Source organism: Amycolatopsis cihanbeyliensis (assembly GCF_006715045.1).
Taxonomy (GTDB): domain Bacteria; phylum Actinomycetota; class Actinomycetes; order Mycobacteriales; family Pseudonocardiaceae; genus Amycolatopsis; species Amycolatopsis cihanbeyliensis.
On record NZ_VFML01000001.1, the window covers coordinates 2813512 to 2835722 of the forward strand.

At 68.7% G+C, this 22211-nt stretch carries 18 protein-coding genes and 2 pseudogenes; 9 read left to right on the forward strand and 11 right to left on the reverse strand.

All coding sequences use genetic code 11. From position 1 onward, the window contains the following. Nucleotides 1-88: 88 nt before the first annotated feature. Complete coding sequence (locus FB471_RS12405) at nt 89-1261, reverse strand: epoxide hydrolase family protein (RefSeq protein ID WP_141997985.1); 1173 nt, start codon at nt 1259-1261, stop codon at nt 89-91. Nucleotides 1262-1364: 103 nt separating this feature from the next. Between FB471_RS12405 and FB471_RS12410 the strand changes: the two genes are divergently transcribed. Beyond that, entirely contained in the window at nt 1365-1940 is a 576-nt protein-coding gene (locus FB471_RS12410; protein ID WP_141997987.1) for a CGNR zinc finger domain-containing protein, read from the forward strand. Between the two features lie 70 nt (nt 1941-2010). Here FB471_RS12410 and FB471_RS12415 read toward each other — a convergent pair. Then, nucleotides 2011-2496: pseudogene (locus tag FB471_RS12415) on the reverse strand (DUF6596 domain-containing protein); the annotation flags it as partial. A 53-nt stretch (nt 2497-2549) separates the two neighbouring features. Between FB471_RS12415 and FB471_RS12420 the strand changes: the two are divergent. After that, nucleotides 2550-2827 (forward strand): annotated as a pseudogene (locus FB471_RS12420) (amidase family protein); the annotation flags it as partial. A 485-nt stretch (nt 2828-3312) separates the two neighbouring features. On the opposite strand, the gene FB471_RS12425 reads toward FB471_RS12420, so the two are convergent. Beyond that, complete coding sequence (locus tag FB471_RS12425; RefSeq protein WP_246076370.1) at nt 3313-4032, reverse strand: alpha/beta fold hydrolase; 720 nt, start codon at nt 4030-4032, stop codon at nt 3313-3315. 83 nt (nt 4033-4115) lie between these two features. On the opposite strand from FB471_RS12425, the gene FB471_RS12430 reads away from it, so the two are divergent. After that, nucleotides 4116-4715: a TetR/AcrR family transcriptional regulator gene (locus tag FB471_RS12430; RefSeq protein ID WP_246076371.1), complete on the forward strand. Its 600-nt coding sequence runs from the start codon at nt 4116-4118 to the stop codon at nt 4713-4715. A 163-nt stretch (nt 4716-4878) separates the two neighbouring features. On the opposite strand, the gene FB471_RS12435 is transcribed toward FB471_RS12430, so the two are convergent. Further along, a complete protein-coding gene (locus tag FB471_RS12435; protein WP_141997989.1) occupies nt 4879-5187 on the reverse strand; it encodes a GlsB/YeaQ/YmgE family stress response membrane protein in 309 nt (102 codons plus the stop codon). Between the two features lie 76 nt (nt 5188-5263). Next, complete coding sequence (locus tag FB471_RS34095) at nt 5264-5434, reverse strand: hypothetical protein (RefSeq protein ID WP_170220793.1); 171 nt, start codon at nt 5432-5434, stop codon at nt 5264-5266. A gap of 263 nt (nt 5435-5697) precedes the next feature. Between FB471_RS34095 and FB471_RS34100 the strand changes: the two genes are divergently transcribed. Further along, on the forward strand, nt 5698-5874 hold the full coding sequence (locus FB471_RS34100; protein ID WP_170220637.1) for a hypothetical protein: 177 nt from the start codon (nt 5698-5700) through the stop codon (nt 5872-5874). Nucleotides 5875-6203: 329 nt separating this feature from the next. After that, nucleotides 6204-6692 carry a DUF5994 family protein gene (locus FB471_RS12440; protein WP_246076372.1) on the forward strand — a complete coding sequence of 163 codons (489 nt, stop codon included), beginning with the start codon at nt 6204-6206 and terminating at the stop codon, nt 6690-6692. 56 nt (nt 6693-6748) lie between these two features. Here FB471_RS12440 and rph read toward each other — a convergent pair whose 3' ends face one another. From rph to FB471_RS12460, 4 genes are all read right to left on the reverse strand, one after another. Beyond that, entirely contained in the window at nt 6749-9349 is a 2601-nt protein-coding gene (rph, locus tag FB471_RS12445) for a rifamycin-inactivating phosphotransferase (protein WP_141997992.1), read from the reverse strand. Nucleotides 9350-9529: 180 nt separating this feature from the next. Beyond that, complete coding sequence (locus FB471_RS12450) at nt 9530-10975, reverse strand: hypothetical protein (RefSeq protein ID WP_211358020.1); 1446 nt, start codon at nt 10973-10975, stop codon at nt 9530-9532. A 176-nt stretch (nt 10976-11151) separates the two neighbouring features. Next, nucleotides 11152-12126: a M4 family metallopeptidase gene (locus tag FB471_RS12455; RefSeq protein WP_141997996.1), complete on the reverse strand. Its 975-nt coding sequence runs from the start codon at nt 12124-12126 to the stop codon at nt 11152-11154. Nucleotides 12127-12314: 188 nt separating this feature from the next. Then, a complete protein-coding gene (locus FB471_RS12460) occupies nt 12315-13241 on the reverse strand; it encodes a LysR family transcriptional regulator (RefSeq protein ID WP_141997998.1) in 927 nt (308 codons plus the stop codon). Between the two features lie 84 nt (nt 13242-13325). Between FB471_RS12460 and FB471_RS12465 the strand changes: the two genes are divergently transcribed. Further along, the gene (locus FB471_RS12465) at nt 13326-14639 is read left to right on the forward strand and encodes an aspartate aminotransferase family protein (protein ID WP_141998000.1); all 1314 of its coding nucleotides are present in this window, start codon (nt 13326-13328) and stop codon (nt 14637-14639) included. Between the two features lie 32 nt (nt 14640-14671). Here the strand turns inward: FB471_RS12465 and FB471_RS12470 are convergent, their stop codons facing one another. Next, complete coding sequence (locus tag FB471_RS12470) at nt 14672-15232, reverse strand: dihydrofolate reductase family protein (RefSeq protein ID WP_141998002.1); 561 nt, start codon at nt 15230-15232, stop codon at nt 14672-14674. A gap of 109 nt (nt 15233-15341) precedes the next feature. Continuing rightward, a complete protein-coding gene (locus tag FB471_RS12475) occupies nt 15342-16256 on the reverse strand; it encodes an RNA polymerase sigma-70 factor (RefSeq protein ID WP_141998004.1) in 915 nt (304 codons plus the stop codon). Between the two features lie 189 nt (nt 16257-16445). Here FB471_RS12475 and FB471_RS12480 point away from each other — a divergent pair, with 189 nt between their 5' ends. The 3 genes from FB471_RS12480 (at nt 16446) to FB471_RS12490 (ending at nt 22092) form a co-directional block, all read left to right on the forward strand. Then, complete coding sequence (locus FB471_RS12480) at nt 16446-16931, forward strand: carboxymuconolactone decarboxylase family protein (protein WP_141998006.1); 486 nt, start codon at nt 16446-16448, stop codon at nt 16929-16931. 583 nt (nt 16932-17514) lie between these two features. Continuing rightward, complete coding sequence (locus FB471_RS12485) at nt 17515-20700, forward strand: AfsR/SARP family transcriptional regulator (protein WP_170220794.1); 3186 nt, start codon at nt 17515-17517, stop codon at nt 20698-20700. Between the two features lie 174 nt (nt 20701-20874). Beyond that, nucleotides 20875-22092 carry a cytochrome P450 family protein gene (locus tag FB471_RS12490; RefSeq protein WP_141998010.1) on the forward strand — a complete coding sequence of 406 codons (1218 nt, stop codon included), beginning with the start codon at nt 20875-20877 and terminating at the stop codon, nt 22090-22092. Nucleotides 22093-22211: the final 119 nt, after the last annotated feature.

Consider the following 22211-nt stretch of genomic DNA (forward strand, 5'->3'; position numbering starts at 1 on the left):
CGTATACTGGCTTGGTTGGGTGCGCAGTCCAGGCAACATCCGAACCATTCGGGATGTTGTACGGCGAACGGCGACGGTGATCGGATCGTTACCTCTTGGCGGCCAGCACTGCCGCGAGGCCTTCTTGCAGATCTTTGACGAAGTACTCGGAAACCTCCAGCGACGGGAAATGTCCCCCGGTTTCGGGCGACCTCCATCGGACGATCTGTCGGTACCGCTCCTGCGCCCAGGCGCGCGGATATTTCTCGATGTCGCGGGGATACATAGTGATTGCTGACGGGACGTCGACCCGAAGTTCGGGGTCGAGCGAGTTGTGGCTTTCGTAGTAAATGCGGGCTGACGATGCGCCGGTTCGCGTCAGCCAATACAGGGTGACGTTGTCGAGAATTCTGTCTCTGGAGATCGTCTCGAATGGGCTGTCTTCGGTGTCTGACCACTCGGCGAACTTGTCAAGGATCCAGGCGAGAAGCCCGACCGGTGAGTCGACGAGCGAGTAGCCGATGGTCTGTGGTCGGGTCGCCTGCTGCTTCGCGTACGCCGCGCGGTGGCGCCAGAAATCGCGGGTTTCCTCGGTCCACTTGCGCTCGACCGCCGTCAGCCCTTCCGTTGTCAACCCGGATGGCCCCTCCGCGAACGTTGTATGGATTCCGAGAACGTGCGCCGGGAACCTGCCGCCGAGAACCGTGGTGATATTACCTCCCCAGTCGCCGCCGTGGGCCACGAACTTGCTGTAGCCGAGCCTTCCCATCAGTTCCACCCATGCGGCCGCGATCTTTTCGGTTCCCCACCCGGTGGTGACCGGCTTGTCGCTGTAACCAAAGCCTGGTAGCGACGGGACCACGACGTGGAACGCTGGCGCGTCCGCATCTTTCGGATCTGCCAGCTCGTCTACTACATCGATGAACTCAGCGATGCTGCCTGGCCAGCCGTGCGTCAAGATCAGAGGAGTGGCATCTGTGCGCGCGGATCGGCGGTGCAGGAAGTGGATTCCCAGATCATCAATGGTCGTGCGGAACTGGCCGATACGGTTAAGGCACTCTTCGAACGACCGCCAGTTGTACCCGGTGCGCCAGTAGTTCACGACATCGACGAGATCGGCGAGAGGAACGCCCTGTTCCCATCGGCGAGGGTCGGGCGCGGCGCGATAGACCGTCTCGGTCTCCGGTAGCCGCGCCACGGCTAATCGCGCGCGCAGATCGTCGAGGTCGGCGTCAGTCGCGTGGGCTTCAAAGGCTTGCACGTCGCTGGTGAGACAGGGCATGAGACCTCCTGGCTAGCGAGGAACCGGCTACGACCTATCGCGAACCGGCTAAGACGGTTCTATCATGTCTTCATGTCAGCGTGCAACCGGCTAAGGTGGTTCCATGCCTGCTGAATTCCCTGACTTTCGCCTCGGTAACGTGCTAGCGACCAGCTTCACGGCGACTCTGACGGAGCGTCATGGCGACACCGTGGAGCGCATTCCCACGCCGCGCCGACTCGTCGACTGGCTGGCGGTGAACGGCCTCGCCGTGGATTCCTGCACCACCGGTCAGCTCGGACTCGCTTGGGACCTGCGGGAGTCGATTCACGCCGCTGCGACAGCGGCCGCGATCCAGGATGCTCTCCCCGCGTCTGCTGTCCAAGTCATCAATGACCGCAGCGCTCAGGGGCGGGCCGCGGCTATCCTGACGCCCGATGGCAATCGGCGATGGCGGCTCAGCTCGGCTTCCCGCGTGGAAGACGCCCTCGGCGTGATCGCCGCCGACGCGATCAGCATCATCGCAGGCGAACGAGACGGAAAATTGGCCTTGTGTGCATCGCCAACCTGCCAAGCCGCCTTCTTCGACACCAGCCAAAGTCGCACCCGCAAATGGTGTGAGATGAACACGTGCGGGAATCGTCAGAAGAAAGCGCGCTTCAATGCCAACCAGCGCAAAAACCCTACCCGCCAGCGATGACAGCCAGAAGCGGCGGGCGCAGAACCGTGTTATGACCCCGTGATGTCTGGCCGCGTCCTGGGGCGATTCCTCACTCGTGTGCGCCGGAGAGGCGGCGTAGGCGGTGTCTGAGGTGTTGTTGCTCGGCGAGATTGACAGTGACGGCGATGGCTCGTCGGTAGGCGTTGGCTGCGTCGTGGGTTTCCAGCTCATCGATCTGGGCTTCGGCGTGCAGGCCTGCGATGCAGGCCTGGAGCAGGTAGAGGCCGGGTTTGGCACCTGGGGCGGCTTGTTCGACGAGTTTGATTCCTTGGTCGATCAGTTCCTGGTCCCACAATGTCCGGTCCAGCTCGTCGAGCGGCTTGAGGTGCCCGTCCGGTCCTACCCGAGCTGGGTGGCGGGCCTCGGTGAGCAGCATCAATGCGAGGAGTCCCGCGACCTCGGTGGACTCGGGGAGGCTCCGATGGAGGAGCCGGGTCAGGCGAATCGCCTCGGCGGCGAGATCCGCGTCGCGGGGCGGCGCGCCGGTGGTTGTGTGGTGCGCCTCAGTGAACATCACGTAGAGCACGTCGAGTACGGCGGCGACACGCTCGTCGGCGTGTTCGGATGGCGGGAGCGGCCGGCTGAGCTCGCCACGCCTGGCGGCAGCTGTTCGCCGAGTTCGACGCCGTGGTGTGCCCGATCACGCCGACGCCCGCGTTCCCGCACGACCACAACCCCAATCCGCTGGAACGGCGCATCGACATCGACGGCGTCGAGTACCCCTACCTCGACCAGCTCGTCTGGGCCGGCCTGGCCACCATGCCGGCCTGCCCGCCACCGCCATACCCGCGGGCCGGTCCCCCGACGGCTTGCCGGTCGGCGTGCAGCTCATCGGTCCGATGTTCGAGGACCTCACCCCGCTGTGACTGGCCGAACTACTCGAGCAGAAGACCGGCGGCTTCCAGGCACCGAAGTAGGGCGCACTGGCCAGCTGGCCGGGGTACCGCAGGGACAGGCGTTGCCGAGAACTCCCATCCCTGCCAGCGCACGCTCATCGGCAAAGAGTGCGTTTCGCTTCGGCCGGTGACACGTGCAGCGCAGAAGGGTGACAAGTTGCTGACGCTACCCTCCGCTACGGGTCATCGCGTCCGCCGGTATCCATCGCGCCGGATTTCACGTGGGCAGGTTTTATGGTGGCCGGTAGGCCGTTGACCAGCAGGTTCAGGTTCGTATAGTGCCTTGTTGGGTGCGCCAGTCGAGGCAGGACCCGAACCAGTCGAACCTTTGCGGCTCAGCGGATAACGATGATCGGATCGTTGCCGTCTTCATGCGCGGCGTGCGGAAGCGGCGTTTCGCCGAGGCGGGCGTAGGTCGTGCTCCGATCGCCGACGTCGTAGCGGTAGACGAGGGCCTAGTTCCCGGTCGCCGGCCGCCGCGCCGGCCATTCGGTGATGCCGGCGGCGATGGTCTCCGCCAACGCCACCGGCTGGTCCCGGGCGACGAGGTGTCCGGCACCGGAGATGCGGGTCACCGTGGCGTGCGGAGCCAGGCGTAGCAACCGGTCGACGTCGTCGTCGGTGACGGGCGACCCGCTGCCACCGCGGACGAGCAGGACGGGCAGGTCGAGCTCCGCGGTGACCTGCCGCAGCCGTGGAACCTGGGCGAGGATGTCGTCGACGAGCTCGGTGTAGCCGTCGAGCAGACCGCTTGCGGCGAGAAAGCCCCGGACCCGGTGGGGCTCGAGATCGGGCACGACGTCCACCAGCACCAGGCCCGCCACCCTGGCCCGCACCACCGGATCGCCGATGGCGGCGATGGCGGCGAGCCCGCCCAGCGAGGCACCGACCAGCACACACCCCGGTGGCTCGGCGTGCAGCATGGCGGCGACGTCCTCCGCGCAGGGCGCGAGCGCCCGCAGCGAGCCGTCGCTGCCACCGTGGCCGCGCTGATCGAAGGCCACGCACCGGAACCCGGCATCGACGAGGACGTCGACGACCGGCGTCCACACCCGACGACGCTCACCACCGGCGTGGAGCAGCAGGACGGCCGGCCCGGCGCCCGCCTCCTCGCCTCGAAGGACCGCATCAGGACGGGCGATCCGCCGTGCCCGAGGGACGGTTGAGTCGATCATGGCGGTGCCACCTCCGCTACCTTGACAGGTCAAGGTAAGACGGTAGGGAGCCTTACCTTGACCTGTCAAGGTAAGGTCCTGGTGTGACACATTCCCGGGTGCGCCGCCCTCCCGACGAGGCGCGGCGCCTGATCCTGGATGCCGCGGAGAGGCTCCTCGCCGAGGGTGGTGTGGCCGCCGTCCAGGTCCGGGCCATCGCCACCCGCGTCGGCATGACCGACGCGGGGGTCAACCACCACTTCGGTAGCCGTGACCGCCTCCTGGAAGCGCTGCTGCGCCACGGCGGCCGGAAGATCCGGGCCGGGGTGGAGGAGGTGCTGGGTTCCTGGCTCAACCGCGGCGCCGATCTCGGTGAGCTGGTCGACGCCTTGGCGGCCTTCTACCGCCGGGGCTACGGCGAGCTGGCGGTGGCGCTCCACGCCGCCGGGTGGCGAGACGAGGGATCAGGGATGCTGGACCCGGTCGTCGACGCGCTCCATGCCCTGCGCCCCGGCGCCGCCGACATCCCTGTCGAGGACACCCGGCTCGCCGTCGCCGCTCTCCACCAGGCCCTCGCCACCGAACCCCTGTACGGCCCGACGTTCCGCCGCGGCGCCGGCATCAGCGGCCGGACGGCCACCACCCCCGCCCCCCAGCTCCGCTGGTGGACCACCCACCTCACCCGCTCCCTCGGCCTGCGGTAACGCGCCCGGGCATCCGGCGGTGATGCCGTTCCACGGCCTGGCGCAAGCACCCCCACGCCCCACTCGCCGCGTTTCGCCGGTAGCCGTCGCGCCGGATCCTCGCATGTGCGGATTTCACGGCGACCGGTAGGCCACTGACCAGCAGGAAGTGGGCAGATCGGGGTTATCGGCGGGTACGCGGGGCGCGCAGGAAAGTCTTCAGGCTGCTGTTGCCGCGGCCCGCGGTGATCGCGTGGTAGATCAGGAGCAGGATGACGGCTCCCAAGGTGGCGGTGACCCAGGTGGACAGGTCGAAGAACCCTTGGGTGGTGTCGACGCCGAAGAGGGTCGATGCCACCCAACCGCCGATCAACGCGCCGGCGATGCCGACAAGGATCGTGACGATGACGCCGTGTTTCGCTTTGGCGCCGAGCGCCAGCTTGGCGACAATTCCGGCGACGAGGCCCAGCACCATCCAGGCGATGATCCCCATGATGACTCCTCGGTTCAGAGATCGCGGATATTCGGGTGATCAGGTCACGGCGAGTTCCATACAGTCCACTGTAGACTCATTTGTCACTGGACATGGTCTCGTCAGGACTTTCGAGGGGGATGCGGAACCGGTCGATGAACAGCTGCGCCTCCGCTGAGGTGAACACACCCCGTTGGGCAGCGCGCAGGATGGCCGCGACGACGCTGTGATGTACGTCGGCGATCCCCGTGAAGTCGTTCTGTGCCATAAGCGGTTCCTCGGTCGGCTGACGTCACGCCGGGGGCTGGGGCACTTGCTGCCATGGTACACGTTCCGCCCGGGCCGACCGGCGGGTTCGGTCGAACGCTGAAAGGCCGAGTGCGGTGCCATGTCCAGGGCGATCGACACTGGCGAGACCTACTGGGCCGAAGTGGCACTTCACCTCCGCCGATCAGCGCACGACCACTGTTGTGCAGCGAGTCGTACTACGTGGGACTCTGACCGGGGTGGACGAATGACCATCGCCAAGGGATGCCTTCGGAGGCCGCCGTGTTGATCCTGTTGATCGTTCTGCTCGTGCTCTGGCTCATCGTGGCGATCGTCGGGTTCGCTGTGGAAGGGCTGATGTGGATCGCGATCGTCGGAATCGTGCTGTTCGTCGGCACGGCCGCGATCGGGTTCGTCCGGCGAAGGGCACTCCGCCGTTAGCGGACGATCATCCTATGGGACCTCGCGTGCTCGGCCTCCGGTTCATGCCGGCGGGTGACCGCCATCGCGCTCGTCGGCACGGTCGGGTCCGCTTGACGATCTCCCGGCGGCCATCACCGTGAAGTCGCACCGGTCGGCGGCGACGAGGACCCGCCGATGCGCGCCGGAAGGCGTAGGATCGACGGTGTCGAGAGTACCTCGTATGCGGGTGATCAAGTCCGCGTCGTCCTCGGCGGCAGTCCGGCTGGCGGGTTCAGGCCGGAGATGGGAGTACCGACATGAGGTCGGTCCCGAGTACGTTGATCGCTACCGGTTCCGCGATGGCCGTTATGCCGTCCCAAGTGCGATTGAGGCTGAAGCCACCGGTCGCTTCGAGCACTGGGTTCGTCGATGGTGCGTGGTGGCCACGGTCGCGGAATCTGAGTGCCGAGTTACCTGCGTTGCTGGCGGCGTTGCGGCCCCGGCTCGGCCGGGTCGAGCGGGTTACCTACAACCTGAGTGTCTGGGACCTGGCCGTGCGCAAGGCCGCGGTCGGCCACCAGGTGCGGCTGGACGGGTCCTTCTCGCAGGCTCCCGATCTCGTGGCGGTGGCCGGGGCAGGCGGCCGGCGTCTGACCTTGCTGGTTGTGCCGCCGGATACGGCGGAAGTGGCCGCGCATCGGGTGCTGATCATGGCGTCCAGACCGGACAACGTCGACGGCACCGATGTGCTGCTCACCGCCCGCCCCGTCGCGGTCGGCGGCGAGTCGGGCGATGAACCGGATATGGTCGCCGAGCGCTGGGAGGGTGACGGCGGCCGCAGGTACGAGCACGCCTAGCATCCCGCTCCGCGCGGGCGGCCGGTGTGGCTCGGGGCGCGACGAGGCTCAGCCCGTCACCTCGCGGGGAGGATCTCGACGTACCCATCGGTTCCGTTCACCCGGATCCGCTGCCCATCCTGGATCAGGTGCGTGGCCTGTTCCACCCCGACGACGGCCGGCAGGCCGTATTCCCGTGCGATCACCGCGCCGTGGGTCATCAGGCCCCCGACCTCCGTCACCAGGCCCGCGATCGCGACGAACAGGGGCGACCAGCTGGGGTCCGTATGAGCCGTGACCAGGATGTCGCCCGGTTCGACATCGGCAGTCGCCATGTCCAGGACGACTCGGGCCCGCCCCTCGACGGTCCCGGCGGACACCGGTAGGCCGACCAGCGCGCCGGTTGGCAGATCGTCGCGCCGGTACGCTCCGGCGAGGGCCTCGCCGTCCGAGGTGAGCACCCGGGGTGGCGTGAGCGCCTGATACGACCTGAACGCGGCCTTCCGCCAACAGATGAGCTCGTCATCGACCTGGTTCGTACGCACGACGTCGTGAAGTTCCTGGAACCTCAGAAAGAAGATGTCTTCCTTCTCCCGAAGCACGTCGGCCCGCACGAGACGCGCGGCCTCGTCCAGCAAGGCCTGCTTGTAGACGAAGTAACGGCTGACCATGCCGTACTTCGGGTACTCGCGGTACCCGATGAACGTCCGGACGAGGTCGATCTTCCGTTTGGTTTCTTCGGCCTTCCACTCCCCGTCCGGCAGAGCCCGCAAGCGCTCCAGCAGTTCCTGTTCCTTCTTCCACGCCTCCTGCCGCCCTTGCTCGAAGTGGCGCTCGCCGGCGCCCGGCTCGGCGTTCTTGATGTTGGAGAGGAGCATGGGCAGGAGCGTGGTGGGCCGTTCGCTCCAACGCGGCCTGGTGATATCGATTTCACCGACGCAGCGCATGCCGTACTTGTCGAGGTAGGCCGCGATGGCGTCACGCGCTTCCCGCCCGCCGTCGAGCTCGGCCAACTCGTCGAGGAAGTCCTCGTCCCCGACATCGCGCAGAAAGGCGACGACTTCCGGATGCGGGCGGATCACGTCCGCGACGTCGAGGAGCGCCAGCCCCATCTCCGAGGTGACATTGTGCGGGACGGACTGGGAGAGCGTGTCGGCCGCGTTCTTCTCGCCCAGCCACTCCTGCAGTCGCTCGTTGAGCCACCGGGTCGCTTCCATCGCCGACATGAACACCTGATGGCTCCGCGGATCGAACAGGAGCCGCCTCAGCTCCTGGATGTCCGCCAGGATGAAGTCGAGCAACGCAGCTCCGGACTTCGTCCTGATGTCGCGCTTCAACGCGTCGATGGAAGCCTGGGTGCGCCCGATCAACTCGGTGACGACGGCCGGATCGGTCTCGATCGGGTCCGGCGCGACGCCGGGGGCCGGCTCGCCGGGACCCTCGTCGGGGAGCGACGGGATGAAGCCGTCGCGTTCGAGGATGGTCTGCAGCGCGTCCCCGATCAGCGGATCGGACTTCCCCACGACCTCCAGGAGCCCGGCGCGGTTCGCGGGCGAGGCCAGGATCTGGGTGACGTCGACGAACAGGCGCCCACCGGCCTCGACCATCGGCGCAGGGGTCGTCAGCAGCCACACGGAGAGGCCCAGGGGCTTTATCGGGTCGGTCATCATCTGCTGATGACCGACGGAGACATAGACGTGGTTGTCCCGGTCCCCGGCCTCCGGAACGGGGAACAGCGTGGTGATCGGCCGGCTCTGCACGACATGGAAGTCGTCGTCGGCAAGGCACCATTCGATGTCCTGGGGGCAGCCGAAGTGCGCTTCGATCCGCCGGCCCAGCCGCGCGAGCCGCACGACCTGCGCGTCCGTCAGCGCCGGCTGTTCCCGCCACGCCGGCTCGATCGGCTGTTCCTGCGTTCCTCCTCCCGGCGAGGCGTGGATGGCACGCTGCTTGGTGGCGACCGCCTTGGCGACGATGTCGCCGTCGCGCACCTTGTAGACGTCGGCGTTCACCAGGCCGGAGACCAGGGCCTCGCCGAGGCCGAAGCCGGCCTCCACGCAGGCGACCTTCCGGCTGGACGTGGCGGGGTCGGCCGTGAAGAGGACACCGGCCGCCCGCGGGAAGACCATCTGCTGCACGACCACGGCCATGTGGACCTTGCGGTGGTCGAAGCCGTTCCGCAGCCGGTAGGTCACGGCCCGCTCGGTGAACAGCGAGGCCCAGCACCGCCTGACGTGCCGCAGGATCGCCGCCTGCCCGACGACGTTCAGGTACGTGTCCTGCTGGCCCGCGAAGGAGGCGGCGGGCAGGTCCTCCGCCGTCGCGCTCGATCGGACGGCGTAGGCGGCCCGCTCGCCGAGCCGGGCGAGTGCGCCGGTGATCGCCGCCGCCACCTCGTCAGGGACGACGATCCCTTCCAGGGCCTGCCGGATCTCCGCGCTACGCGTGCGAATCGCCTCCCGGTCGTCCGGGTCAAGGCGCGACAGCCGATCCAGCCGATCGTCAAGCGACCGCGCGTCCGCCATGATTCGCCGGAACGCGTCCGTCGTCACGCAAAAGCCGGCCGGCACGCGGATGCCTTCGATCCGCGCAAGCTCTCCCAGGTGCGCACCCTTGCCGCCGCCGACAGCGACCCGCGTCTGGTCGATCTCCTGAAGACCGAGCACGTAGCTGCCCATCCGTTCATCTCCCCCCGTCCGCCCCCTCGGGCCCCGTTTCCGCAGGTTCTGGTGTCGGCTGGAGATTCTGCGGCACCAACCGGGTCTTGCCACAAGGCCCCCGGTGCGCTATATGTTGAAAGTGGCAAGGAGTGGGTTACCTCCTTGCCTTTGCCCTGGGGACGTCGGCACGATTCTCGTTCAGGCGGGGATACCCACGCCGGGCCGGAAGCGCAGTACCCACTCCGCCAGCGGGGAGAGCGCGGGCCAGCGCGTGCCACCAGGACGCGGGTACACCCGCGACGAGTAGGCGGCGGGGACGTAGCCGGGGTCGAAGAAGCACCCGGTGCCGTAGGTCGCGTCGTGTGCAGGGCAGGCGCCGGCGATGTCGGCGGGTGCCGGCGTGCGTCCGGTGTTCACCCAGGTCGCCAGTTCGTCGATGGCCGTCGCGTACTCGGACGTGCTCAGCGTGCTGTGCTCGCCTTCCCTGGTGAAGGTCTGCACGAGCCGCCCGGCGGTGCGCGAGCCGCGCAGGCTGGCGCGATAGGCGGCCTCCTGCTCGACGAACGCGGTAGGGTCGCCGATCGCGTGCATCGTGAGCACCGGAATCGAGATGGCGCCGGTGGGGTCGCTGTCGAAGGAAAGGTCACGCACCGCGGAAGGGTCCGCGGTGAACCGTTCGACACCGGCATTGAGTGCCGCGTCGTCGTACGAGCCGGTGTAGCGGATGGTCCGGTTGCTGAAGGGGTTCCGGTCGTCGAGCCGGTCGTGCACGATGTCGCGGAAGGTGAAGGTCGCGAAGCGCAGATGTGACTCCAGAGTGCGTTCCGGAATCCCCGTCACGGCGAGGATATCGCTCAGGTTCTGCCGCTGCCGAGGTGTTCGCTCGCCCCGCGCCGACGCGAAGCCGGTGCACTCCTGGAGCCTGGCGCGCAACCCGGCCCGGGTCATCGTGGAACCCTCGCGCAAACCCATCCACAGTGGATACTGCGGCTCGGTGGGGCGCGGATGGTTACCGCAGTAGTACTGGTAGACCACGCGGAGATCCACCCGGAAGTCGTAGCCCCGGGAGCCTCCGGCGAGCATGCCGTTGGTCAGCAACACGCCGTCGTAAGGGCGCGGCGGCCAGGTGCCGTGGATCTCCGCGGCCTTCGCCGCCACGTTCCCGCCCCAGGACTGGCCGTGCAGCAGCGTCGTGCTCGGCCGGCCGAAGGTCCGCACGAACAGCCGCCGCAGGTTCTCGGTGTCCTCGGCGGCCATCCGCACGCCGTAGCCGCCGCGCCGGTAGGCCGACCCGGCCCAGGCGTAACCCTCGCGCACCATCACCGCCCAGCGGGCGAGGTCCTTGTCACTGCGTTCCGGATCCGAGTCCTCGGTCAGGCCGGGGCCGCCGTGGGCATGCAGCACGAGGGACCCGTTCCACTGCTCCGGGATGGCGATCGAGTAGTAGGCGCCATTGCCGTCCTGCCCGGAGTAGCACCTCGCGGGCACCGTGACCTCGTCCGGGCAGGGCACCGGAGCGGGACGTTCGCGCGCCGCAGGGGAGTCTGCGGCACTGGCCGGCAGCCCGCTGCCGAGGGTGGTCACCAGTAGCGCGGCCACCACCCCGATCCGGTACGGCCGGTCCGGCGACTGACTCGTTTCCACGGGCGACCTCCGTTGGCCTGCGGTGCGCCTTCGCACCGGGGAGTGTGATGCTAGGCACGGTGACGACGGCCGGTCGCGATTGAGTTCATAGTGGTCGCCAGGCGGAGTTCCGGGTACTGTGGCGGCCCGTCACGAGCCGCGAGCGCAGTGCAAGGTCACCCGCTCGCGCGCACGAGTCAGCGTTCCAGCTGGGTCGCGGTGATCGCCTTCTCGACCTGCGCGCAGTCCGCGTTGCTCGTGCCCGCCACGCCGTCCCGGGCGTTGCTCGCGCACACCTCGCGCAGGGTGGCCGCGATGGCGCGGAAGTCGGCACCCTTCGGCTGGTTGCGGACCACGGCGAACCACAGCGCCGCGGACCTGGCCGTGCCGATACCGGTGATGGTCTGGCCGTTGAACGTCTGCCCCTCGCTGATCAGGAATCCGAGCTTGTCGATGACGGCGGCATTGATGACCGGGCTGCCTCGCGTGCTCCAGTACTGCCCACCCTTGCGGTCGGGCATCCGCCGCAGGGTCGGGTCGTCCATGTCCCGGTACACCCCGAACACCGAGCCGTCGCCCATCTTCCAGCGGTCCGTGGTGTCCGGTGTGCCGTTGGTGAGGTCGAACAGCTCGCCGAGGACGTCGGCCACGCCCTCGCGAACCGCACCGACCTCGCCCTGCTTGCCGGATTCCACGACACCGTAGTAGTCCTGCACACCGTGCGCGAACTCGTGGCCGAAGGTGTCATCGGAGAACAGCCCGTGCGAGAACACCACTCGGCGGTCGCTGTAGTAGGTCGGCCAGGCCCCGTTGACGCAGTCCCTCCCGTCGGCGCACGCGCGGACCGAGACGTTGACCGCCTGGACACCCTCGACGGGTGCGGCGAGCATGGTCTGGAGGTCGCCGCCCACCTTCGCGTAGAAGCCCGCCAGCTCGCCGAGCCAGATGTAGGCGTCATCGACGTGCCTGACTCCGGTCGGACCGTCCCCCTCGTGCCGGGCAACGGCGAGGTCGCTGCCGCATTCGAAACCGTTCGTGGGCTGGTTACCGCCGTCGCACACCGCCCGCGTCAGCGAGGCGCCGTGGCCGGGGGTGGGCGCGGCACTGACCGGGGCTGCCAGGCACGAGGCGGCCGCCGCCGTCAGGACAACGATACCGATCGCCTTGCGCATCACTGAGTCCTTTCTGGATGACACTCGCTGTCACCGGTGGTCGAGCTGGCCGCCGCGGCCACGGTCGCCCATCATCAGGAGTGGGATCAGCGGAAACAATCGGGGTTTCGCTAGGTGGTCCCCTGGTTCTCCGGCGTGCTCCTCGATCTGCCGGACGATGTCGCCGGCGGTTGCGGGCCCCGCCGGCGCTACCGGCCGAGGCGCTGGTCCGGTGCGGACAAGGCCGGGATGTCGGGGTGGTTGCGTAGCGCCGCGACCACGGTGTTCACCGCGGCGCGCTGCGTGCCACCGCGCCGCACCAGGATGGTCACGTTGCGGTGTACCGGCGTGCTGAGCTCCCGGGTGACGACGGCGTGGTCCGGGGTGACGGCCAATGCGGGCAGCATGGCGATCGACCGGCCCGACTCGACATGCTGGAGCAGCATCAGGTAGTTGCTGAACCGGCATGCCACCCGGGGCTCGAACCCCGACTCGCGGCACAGCCGCACGGTCAGATCCGCCATGTACGACCGGGGCCGGTCACACGCCCAGGTCTCCTCCGCGCAGCTCGCGAGGTTCACCGTGGTGCGGTGGGTGAGCGGATGTCCACGCGGCAGCACCAGCACGATCGGGTCGGTTCCCAGGGGAACGAACTCGAGGTCCGCGCCCCAGGACAGGCCGCCGTAGTCGGTTGTGGTGACGATGACGTCCGCTTCCCCCGCGCGCAGGGCCGGCCCGCTCTCGTGCGGCTCCAACTCGACCAGTTCCAGGTGCAGATGCGGATGAGTGGCGGCGAGTCGCGTCGCCGCCGGCACCGCGAGGGGATAGATGGCACTCTGGAACACCCCGAGCCGGACGGTGCCGATCGGCTCGTCGTTCAGCGCCCGTAACTCGGCCTCGGCCTCGGCCATCTGGTCCAGGATCTCCCGGCCCCGGCGGGCCAGCAGCAGGCCGGCCTCAGTCAGCCGCACCCGCCTGCCGGTCCGCTCCAGCAGCCGGCATCGGCACTCGGTCTCCAGCACGGCGAGTTGCTGGGACACCGTCGACGCGCTCAGCTGCAGCGTCTCGGCGACCGCGCGGACGGTACCGAGGGTTTCCAGCAGGCTGAGCAGCCGCAGCCGCCACGAGTTGAGCACTCCTGGATTGTACGGTTGAGCCGAACAGAACGGTCAGATCTGTGTGATGGACGCGCGCAGCGATGCGTCCCTAACGTCGGTCACATGCTTTCCGAGACAGCCGGTGCCGACCCCGAGCGCCACCTCATCCGCTATTCCGGCCACTCCGCCTTCACGCCGGAGATCATCGCCAGTGCCGCGGGCACCTCGGTGTTCACCGAGAGTGGCCGCGAGCTGCTCGATTTCACCTCCGGCCAGATGAGCGCGATCCTCGGGCACTCGCACCCGGCGATCGTCGCGACGGTCCGCGAGCAGATCGCCGCCCTGGATCACCTGCACAGCGGCATGCTGAGCCGCCCGGTCGTCGAACTCACCCGCAGGCTCGCCGGCACCGTGCCCGAACCGCTGACGAAGGCGTTGCTGCTGACCACCGGGGCGGAGTCGAACGAGGCCGCGGTCCGGATGGCGAAGCTCGTCACCGGTCGTCACGAGGTCGTCGCGTTCGCCCGGTCCTGGCACGGGATGACCCAGGCCGCCGCCAACGCCACCTACAGCGCGGGGCGCAGGGGCTATGGCCCTGCCGGGCCGGGCAACTTCGCGCTGCCGGTTCCGCACCGCTTCCACCCCGACATCGTCGACGCCGAGGGCTCGCTCGACTGGCGCCGCCAGCTCGACCTGGGCTTCGACCTGATCGACGCCCAGTCGGTCGGCAGCCTCGCCGCCTGCCTGGTCGAGCCGATCCTCAGCTCCGGCGGCGTGGTCGAACTCCCACCGGGCTATCTCGCCGCACTGGCACAGAAGTGCCGGGAACGGGACATGCTGTTGATCCTCGACGAGGCGCAGACCGGGTTGTGCCGCACCGGCGACTGGTACGCCTTCGAGCACGACGGTGTCGTGCCGGACATCCTCACCCTGTCCAAGACGCTCGGCGCCGGACTACCGCTGGCCGCCGTGCTGACCAGCGCGGAGATCGAGCAGCGGGCGCACGATCGGGGGTTCCTGTTCCTCACCACCCATGTCAACGACCCGCTGCCTGCCGCCGTCGGCAACACCGTCCTCGATGTCCTGGCCCGCGAACACCTCGACGCGCGGGCGCGCCGACTCGGCAGCACACTGCGCGGTGGACTGGATGAGCTCGCCGCCCGCCACGAGGTCATCGGGGACGTCCGCGGCCGTGGCCTGCTCCTCGGTGTCGAGCTCCTCGGTGACCACGTGCTGGGCGCGGGTGGCGCCGACCGGCTCGGCGCGGCGGTCACCCGGCGTTGCTTCGAGCTCGGGCTGCACATGAACATCGTCCAGTTGCCCGGAATGGGAGGCACCTTCCGGATCGCGCCCCCGCTGACCGCGAGCGAGGACGAGATCGCCCGCGGGGTCGCCATCCTCGACGAGGCGCTCACCGACACCACCCGGGACCTCTGAGGTCACCCCATGACCGATGGTCCACTCGGACCTCAGGCCCCGGCGTAACGGGTGAGGACGACCCCGCCACGGAACGACCTGGCGTCCAGCAACGTCGGATCGAGCAGTTCGAAGCCCTCGGGGAACAGCCCGCGGCCGCGACCCTGCACGACCGGGTAGGTGAACAACCGGTACTCGTCGACCAACCCGGCCTCGATCAGCGTATGGCACAGGGTGATGCTCCCGGTGACCACGATGTCCTTACCCGGTTGCGCCTTCAGCGCGCGGACCTCCTCGACCGGGTCGCCGGAGAGGATCGTGGAGTGCCGCCAGCGCGGGTCGGTCATCGTCGAGGACACGACGTACTTCTGGACCTCGTTGAGGTAGTCGGTGATCCCGGTGGTGTCGTCGGTCTGCTCGGGCCAGTAGCCGCGCAGGTCCTCGAAGGTCCGGCGGCCCACGAGGAACCCGTCCGCGTCGCGGTCCTGCCGGTGCAGCTCCTCGAGCAGGTCCGAGTTGTCCACACCGCCCTGGCCCTGCGGGTCGAACCAGTCGGCCAGCATCTCGACGGACCCGTCGATGGTGATGTTCTGCGTGATGGCGAGCGTGCGCATGATGATCTCCTCCTGCCGTTGTCGGCGCTTCCACTGGTAAGACAGTGGTCCGCGGGGAAAATCATCGGTCGGCACGGCTCGTTGCGCATGACTGCCGACAGCCTCGGGCTCAGCGGCGCAGGGCGGTCTCCCGCTGCATGTGCGACAGCTTTTCGGGATTGCGCACGGCGTAGAGCCCGGTGACGAGGCCCTCGTCGATGCGCACCGCCACGACGGTGTCGATCTCGCCGTCGAGCCGGAGAACCAGCGCCGGGTAGCCGTTGACCTGTACCGGCCGTAGCGTCGCCGTGCCGGCGATCCGGCCCCGTCCGGCGGCCAGCAGGCGGGCCACCTTCTCGGCCCCCACGACGGGCCGCGGGACGGCCTGCTTGACTCCGCCACCGTCACCGAGGAAAACGACGTCCGGCGCGAGCAGGTCGAGCAGGCTCTGCAGGTCACCCGTCTCGACCGCCCGCTGGAACGCCTCGAGCGCGTGCCGAGCCTCGGCCGCGGACACGACTCCGCGCGGCCGGCGCGCCGCGACGTGTGCCCGCGCCCGGTGCGCGATCTGCCGGACCGTGGCCTGGCCCTTGCCGACGGCTTCCGCGATCTCGTCGTAGTCGACCTCGAACACCTCACGCAGCACGAACACCGCCCGCTCGGTCGGCGTGAGTGTCTCGAGGACCAGCAGCATCGCCATCGAGACGCTGTCGGCAAGCTCGACGTCCTCGGCCACGTCGGGCGCGGTGAGCAGCGGCGCGGGCAGCCAGGGGCCGACGTAGGACTCCCTGCGGCGACCGAGCGTACGCAGCCGGGTGAGTGCCTGGCGGGTGGTGATCCGGACCAGGTACGCACGCCGGTCCCGCACCGTGCCGAGATCGACCCCGATCCATCGCAGCCAGGTCTCCTGCAGGACGTCCTCCGCGTCGGCGGCCGAGCCGAGCAGCTCGTAGGCGACGGTGAACAGCAGGTTGCGGTGGGCGAGGAACGCCTCGGTCGCGTGGTCCGGGCGGTCCTCGGGTGCGGTCCGTGACGTGCCTGCCATGGGCGGCTCCTCCTCACGCTCGACTGTGTCATCCACCAGACACCGCGGCCCGCCGTTGTGTGACACCGAGACGGTGACCACGCGCCTGTGACGCGCGTCACGCGATCGCGCTGTCACAAGGATCGGGTCGCCGGCATCTGGTGTTCGTTCAGTGCGGCAGCACGCAACCCCGCGAGTGAGGACGAAGTCATGGACGCCCGATTCAACATGTTCGACAACGAGATCGCCGCCAAGTTCGCCAAGCGGTTCGCGGGCGCAGGCCTGGTGATCCAGCAGTCGCCGCTGCCGAAGTCCACGCAGGAGCTGACGTCGCTGCGTGCCAGCCAGATCAACGGCTGCGGTTGGTGCGTCGACATGCACACCAAGGAGGCCGCGGCCGCCGGGGAAAGCCCGGTCCGGCTCAACCTGGTCGCCACCTGGCGCGAGGCCACCGTGTTCACCGAGGCCGAGCGGGCCGCGCTGGCGCTCGCCGAGGAGGGCACCCGGCTCGCCGACGCCCACCACGGCGTGTCCGACGAGACCTGGGCCCAGGTACGCAAGCACTACGACGACGACCAGACCGCCGCGCTGGTCGCCCTGGTCGCCCTGATCAACGCGGCCAACCGGCTCGCCGTGATCGTGCACCAGCAGGGGGGTTCCTACGAGCCCGGCATGTTCGACGCCGCGTTCACCTGATCGGCAGCCGAACCCGGCCCGGCCCGCGATCGTGCGATCCGGGCCGGGCACACGCATGTCCGGGGCACGGCTACGGCGCGAGTTGCCTGGCGACCGACCTCGGCCCGGAGGTCGGTCCGGACCGCCCGTCCGGTTTCGCGTACTCCCGCGGAATGTGCGCAGCTCTTGATTTCGGACCGAGATGGCCATTCAGAACGACCCAGCGACCGCGGGTCACCAGGCCCGCGCGCGCGGTCGTTGCAGGCCAGAGCACTGGCGAGGCATACTGCGGATCTGAATAGCCCGACCGTTGAATGAGACACCGAATGCGGTGCCGTGGGCGCACCGATTCCAGTCGGTATGCAAACGTTCGCTCCGCGCTCCTCTTGCCGGCGGTCGTGGCGGTGGTCGGGTGTCGCTGCGCAGGGACGCCAGGCGACTTCTGGTGGCTCAGGGCCCGCCTGGCGTGTTCGTTCGGTCGCCGCCGCAGTGATATGCTGAGCGATCCAGGCAATACCTGGCCCGGGCAGGTGGTTAGTGCATGCATGCTACGCCGGGGGGACGGGTGGAGTTTCGAATTTTGGGCCCGATCGAAGTATCCGGCTTGTCGGGTCGAATTCAGCTACGCGTTTCACGGCAGAGCTCGCTGCTGACCGCTCTCATTCTGCGTGCCAATCGGGTCGTCTCGGTCGAACAGCTCATCGAGGCCGTGTTCGGGGAGGATCGAGGCGGGCCCGCGGCGATCTACACCTACGTCTCCCGGATCCGTCGGGCGTTGAACGAGGTCGAACCCGGCGGCGGCGAGCGCATCGTCACCCGGCCGACCGGGTACCTCCTGCGCATCGAGCCCGGTGAACTGGACGTCGACGTGTTCCGGCAACATGTCGAGCGCGGGCGCCGCGCGGCCGCGGCCGGCCACTGGGAAGACGCGTCCGAGGAGTACGAGAGCGGCCTCACGTTGTGGCGGGACTCCGCCATGGTCGACGTGTCATCCGAATCGCTGTGTCGCAACGAGATCGCTCGGCTCACCGAGGAACGCCTGACCACGCTCGAGCGGCGGATCGCCGCCGACCTCGAGCTGGGCCGGCACGAGGACCTGATCGGCGAACTTCGTGTGCTCGCCGCGGACCAACCGCTTCGCGAGCAGTTCTGGGCACAGCTCATGCTCGCGCTCTACCGCAGCGGGCGCGCGGCCGAGGCGCTGGACGTCTACCAGCAGGTACGCACCATGCTCGCCGACGAGCTCGGCATCGACCCAGGGGGCGAGCTGCAGCGTCTGCACCAGGCGATGCTGGTCAACGATCCTACCCTCGGCGCGTCACCGGCGGCGACCCCCGCGGTGGCCACACCGCCCGTACGGCCGTTGCCCCCTCCGGCACAGCTACCGCCGGACATCGTCAGTTTCGTCGGCAGAGAGGACATCATCGCGCGGGTCACCGAGTTCCTCTCCGCCGAGCCACGGGAAGCGCCGCCGGTGGTGGTCTTCGAGGGACTACCGGGCGTTGGCAAAACCACACTCGCTCAGCGGGTGGCACACAAACTGCGTGATCACTTCCCGGACGGCCAGCTGTACGTCAGCCTGCACGGTTACTCGCACGCCGCACCGATCACCCCGGCCGACGTGCTTCCCCGGTTCCTTCGAGCCCTCGGCGTCTCCGCCGAGGTCATCCCGCTCGACCTGGACGAGCAGGTCGCGCTGTACCGCTCGATCCTCGCGGACAAGCGGATGCTCGTGGTGCTGGACAACGCCGGCTCCGCGGGCCACGTCCGCTCGCTGATCCCGGCGGGCGAGCAGTGCGCGGTCCTGGTCACCTGCCGCGACGATCTGCGCGGGCTCACGGCGTTGCAGGGCGCCCGTCGAATCAGCCTCGACGTCCTCGAACCCGAGGTCGCGGTCTCGCTGCTGGCCACGGTCATCGGCGACGAGCGGGTTCCGGCCGAGCCCGAAGCCGCGCACGAGCTCGCCCGGCTCTGCGGGTACCTGCCGCTGGCGCTGCGGATCGCCGCGGCGAACCTTTCCAGCAGACCGTACCGGGAGATCCGGTCCTACGTGGCCGAGCTGCGCGCCGCCGACCGGCTGGCCAACCTCGCCATCCAGGGCGACGAGCAGGCTGCCGTTCGGGCCGCGTTCGACCTCTCCTACGCGACGCTCAAACCGGACGAGGCCACGCTGTTCCGCTACCTGGGGCTGGTGCCGGGACCCCACTTCACGACGCACGCGGCGGCCGCGCTGTTCGACACCACCGTCGAGGGCGTGCGGCCGCTGCTCGAGCACCTCAGGATCGCCAACCTGGTGCAGGACTACGGCTCCGACCGGTTCCACTTCCACGACTTGCTCCGGCACTACGCCGTCGAGCAGAGCGAGGCCATGGACAGCGGGGAGGCAAGGGAAGCCGCCGTGCGGCGCCTGTTCTCGCTGCACCTCGGCGCGACGGTCACCGCGTCGCAGATCGTCGAACCCAACCGGGAACAACCCGAGCCACCGAAGGACATGGCCGCGGTGGAGTTGCCCCGGCTGAACACCGTCGCGCAGACCAAGGCGTGGATGGACGCCGAGTTCGGCGATCTGCAGGCCGCGCTCGCGCATGCCGCGGAACACGGACCGTACGCCTACGGCTGGCGCATGGCCGTCGCGATGGGCGCCCCGCTCGCCCTCAGCACCCGGTTCACCGAATGGGTGCTGACCACCCAGATCGGGCTCGAGTGCGCGCTGCGGTCGGACGAACCGCAGGGCGAGGCGATCATGCACACCGCGCTCGGGTTCGCGTACCTCACCTCGGGCCACCAGGCACTGGCCATTCAACAGCTCGGCCAGGCACTGCGCGGCGGCGCGCAGTTCGGCAACCCGGAGTACGAGGTCGGCTGCCGCTACACGCTCGGCCTGGCCAACCTGTGGACCGGCCGGCTGACCGAAGCCGGCGAGAATCTGAAGGCATCGCTGGAACTCTGCCGCCGCCACGGGTTCGCCGACCAGGAGGCGGACGCCATTCACGGGGTCGGGATCACGCACCGCTACCTCGGCGAACTCGACGAAGCGTTGCGGTGGCTGACCGAGTCGGTCGAGGTCGGCCGCGATCGCGGGGGGCCGTACACGCACGGGGTGCGCCTGTTCGGCCTTGGCATGGCATACCGGGACCTCGGCCGGTTCTCCGAGGCGCTGGACACGCTCGCCGAGACCTCGCGGATCTTCCAGCGACTGGGGAACGCCTTCGGGGAAAGCCGCAGCCTCAACGGGTTGTCCAGCATCTACCGGGAACTCGACCGGCTGGACACCGCCCACGACACCGCGCGGAGGTCACTCGCGCTGTCCAGGGAGATCAAGCACCGGCGCACCGAGGCCGACGCCTTGAACGCGCTGGCGGCGGTTCTGGAACGCCTCGACCGGCTCGACGAGTCGCAGGACTACTACCGAGAGGCACTCGCCGTCGCCGAAAGCATGGGACCGTACGCCTACGGTACGCTCGAAGCCCGGATCGGCTTGGCGACCGTGCTGCGTCGACTTTCCCGGTGGGGCGAAGCGCGCGAGCAGGCTGAAGTGGCCATGAGTTTTGTCCGCACCAGCCGCTTCCGGCTGCATGCGGGGGCGGCGCTGCTGGCCCTGGCACAGCTCGAACTGGAGACGGGCAATCCAGCCGCCGCGGCCGTGAGCGCGGAGGCCGCGCGCACGGTGTGCACCGAAACCGGGCAGCAACTCGGCGAGGCGCGGGCGCGGCAACTGCTCGCGCGGCTCAACCGTGACCCCGGCGCCACGAAGGAAACGCCTGAGAGCCTGTTCCGGAACTGGAAATAGCTGCTCATGGTGAGTGGAAGAACTCGCGCGGCGGAGCCCACGGGCGGCGAGGCCGGGCGCACGACCCGCGAAGGTGACTGTGATGACGAAAGTCCGAGCCCGGCCGAGCCGACCGTGACGCGAGTTCAGGAACAGGCACTGAGCAGGAGATCCAACCCGACAGCAGAGGACAGCATGGTTGACGTGTCACCCGTCGTGCTTGGGGACGACTTCATTCAGGACCGGCACGCCCTGTACCGGCAGCTACGACGGGAGACACCGGTACGGCAGGCGATCATGCCGGACGGGCTGCGGGTATGGCTGGTCACCCGGTACGAGGACGCCCGTGTGGCCCTGACCAGCCCGTCGCTGAGCAAGGACTCGCGCCGGGCCACGCCACTGCACGAGCGGCAGCAGGAGGATGAAGGCGGTGGCACGCCGGCCTTCCTGAACGAGGTACTCCAGTCGCACATGCTGAACATGGATCCTCCCCACCACACCCGGCTGCGCAAGCTCGTCACCAAGGCATTCACCCTGCGCCGGATCGAACGGCTGCGACCACGGGTCGAGCAGATCGCGCAACACCTGCTCGAAGGGCTCGACGGGCAGGACGAGGTCGAACTGCTCGAGGACTACGCGTTTCCGCTTTCGATCAACGTGGCCGGTGAGCTGTTCGGAGTGCCCGAGGACGAGCGTTCCTACTTCCGCGGGATCTCGAAGGACATCGCGTTCGGGACTCCGGAGGAGCAGGGTGCCGGGGCGAGTGCCATGGCCGACTACCTGCGCGGCCTGGTGGCACGGAAACGGGAAGACCCCGCCGACGATCTGGTCACCGGACTCGTGCAGGCGCGCGACGAGGACGACCGGTTGAACGAGACCGAGCTGGTGGCCATGGTGTTCCTCGTGCTCAGCGCCGGATTCGAATCGACAGGGAACCAGATCGGCAACGGTGTGTTCGCGTTGCTCACCAATCCCGACCAGCTCGCCGCGCTGCGCGCCGAGCCCGAGTTGCCGGGTGGCGCGATCGAGGAACTCCTGCGCTACGACGGTGCCGCGGGCACCACCACGCTGCGGTTCACCACCGAGCCGGTGAAACTGGGTGACGTGGAGGTCCCCGAAGGCGAGTTCGTGCTGATCCCGCTGGGCGCGCCCAATCACGACGAGACGCGGTTCCCGGATGCCGGTCGGCTGAACATCAGCCGGGATGCCAGCGGGCATCTCGCGTTCGGGCACGGCGTGCACCACTGCCTCGGTGCGCCACTGGCCCGGCTGGAAACCCGGGTCGCCATCGAGCGGCTGCTGGAGCGGTTCCCCGAACTGACCCTCGCCGTCCCCGCGGAGGAGGTTCGATACCGGGACAACATCCTCTTCCGCGGCCTGGAAAACCTGCCACTGAAACTGAACTCGCGCTGAGCGAGATTCGCGGGCCGGGTGACCTTTCACGTTCGGATCCCAGGAGGGTTGTTCAGAACGACCCAGCGACCGCGGGCCGCCAGGCCCATGGTCACCGCGGCGCGCAGCGCCACCGATCG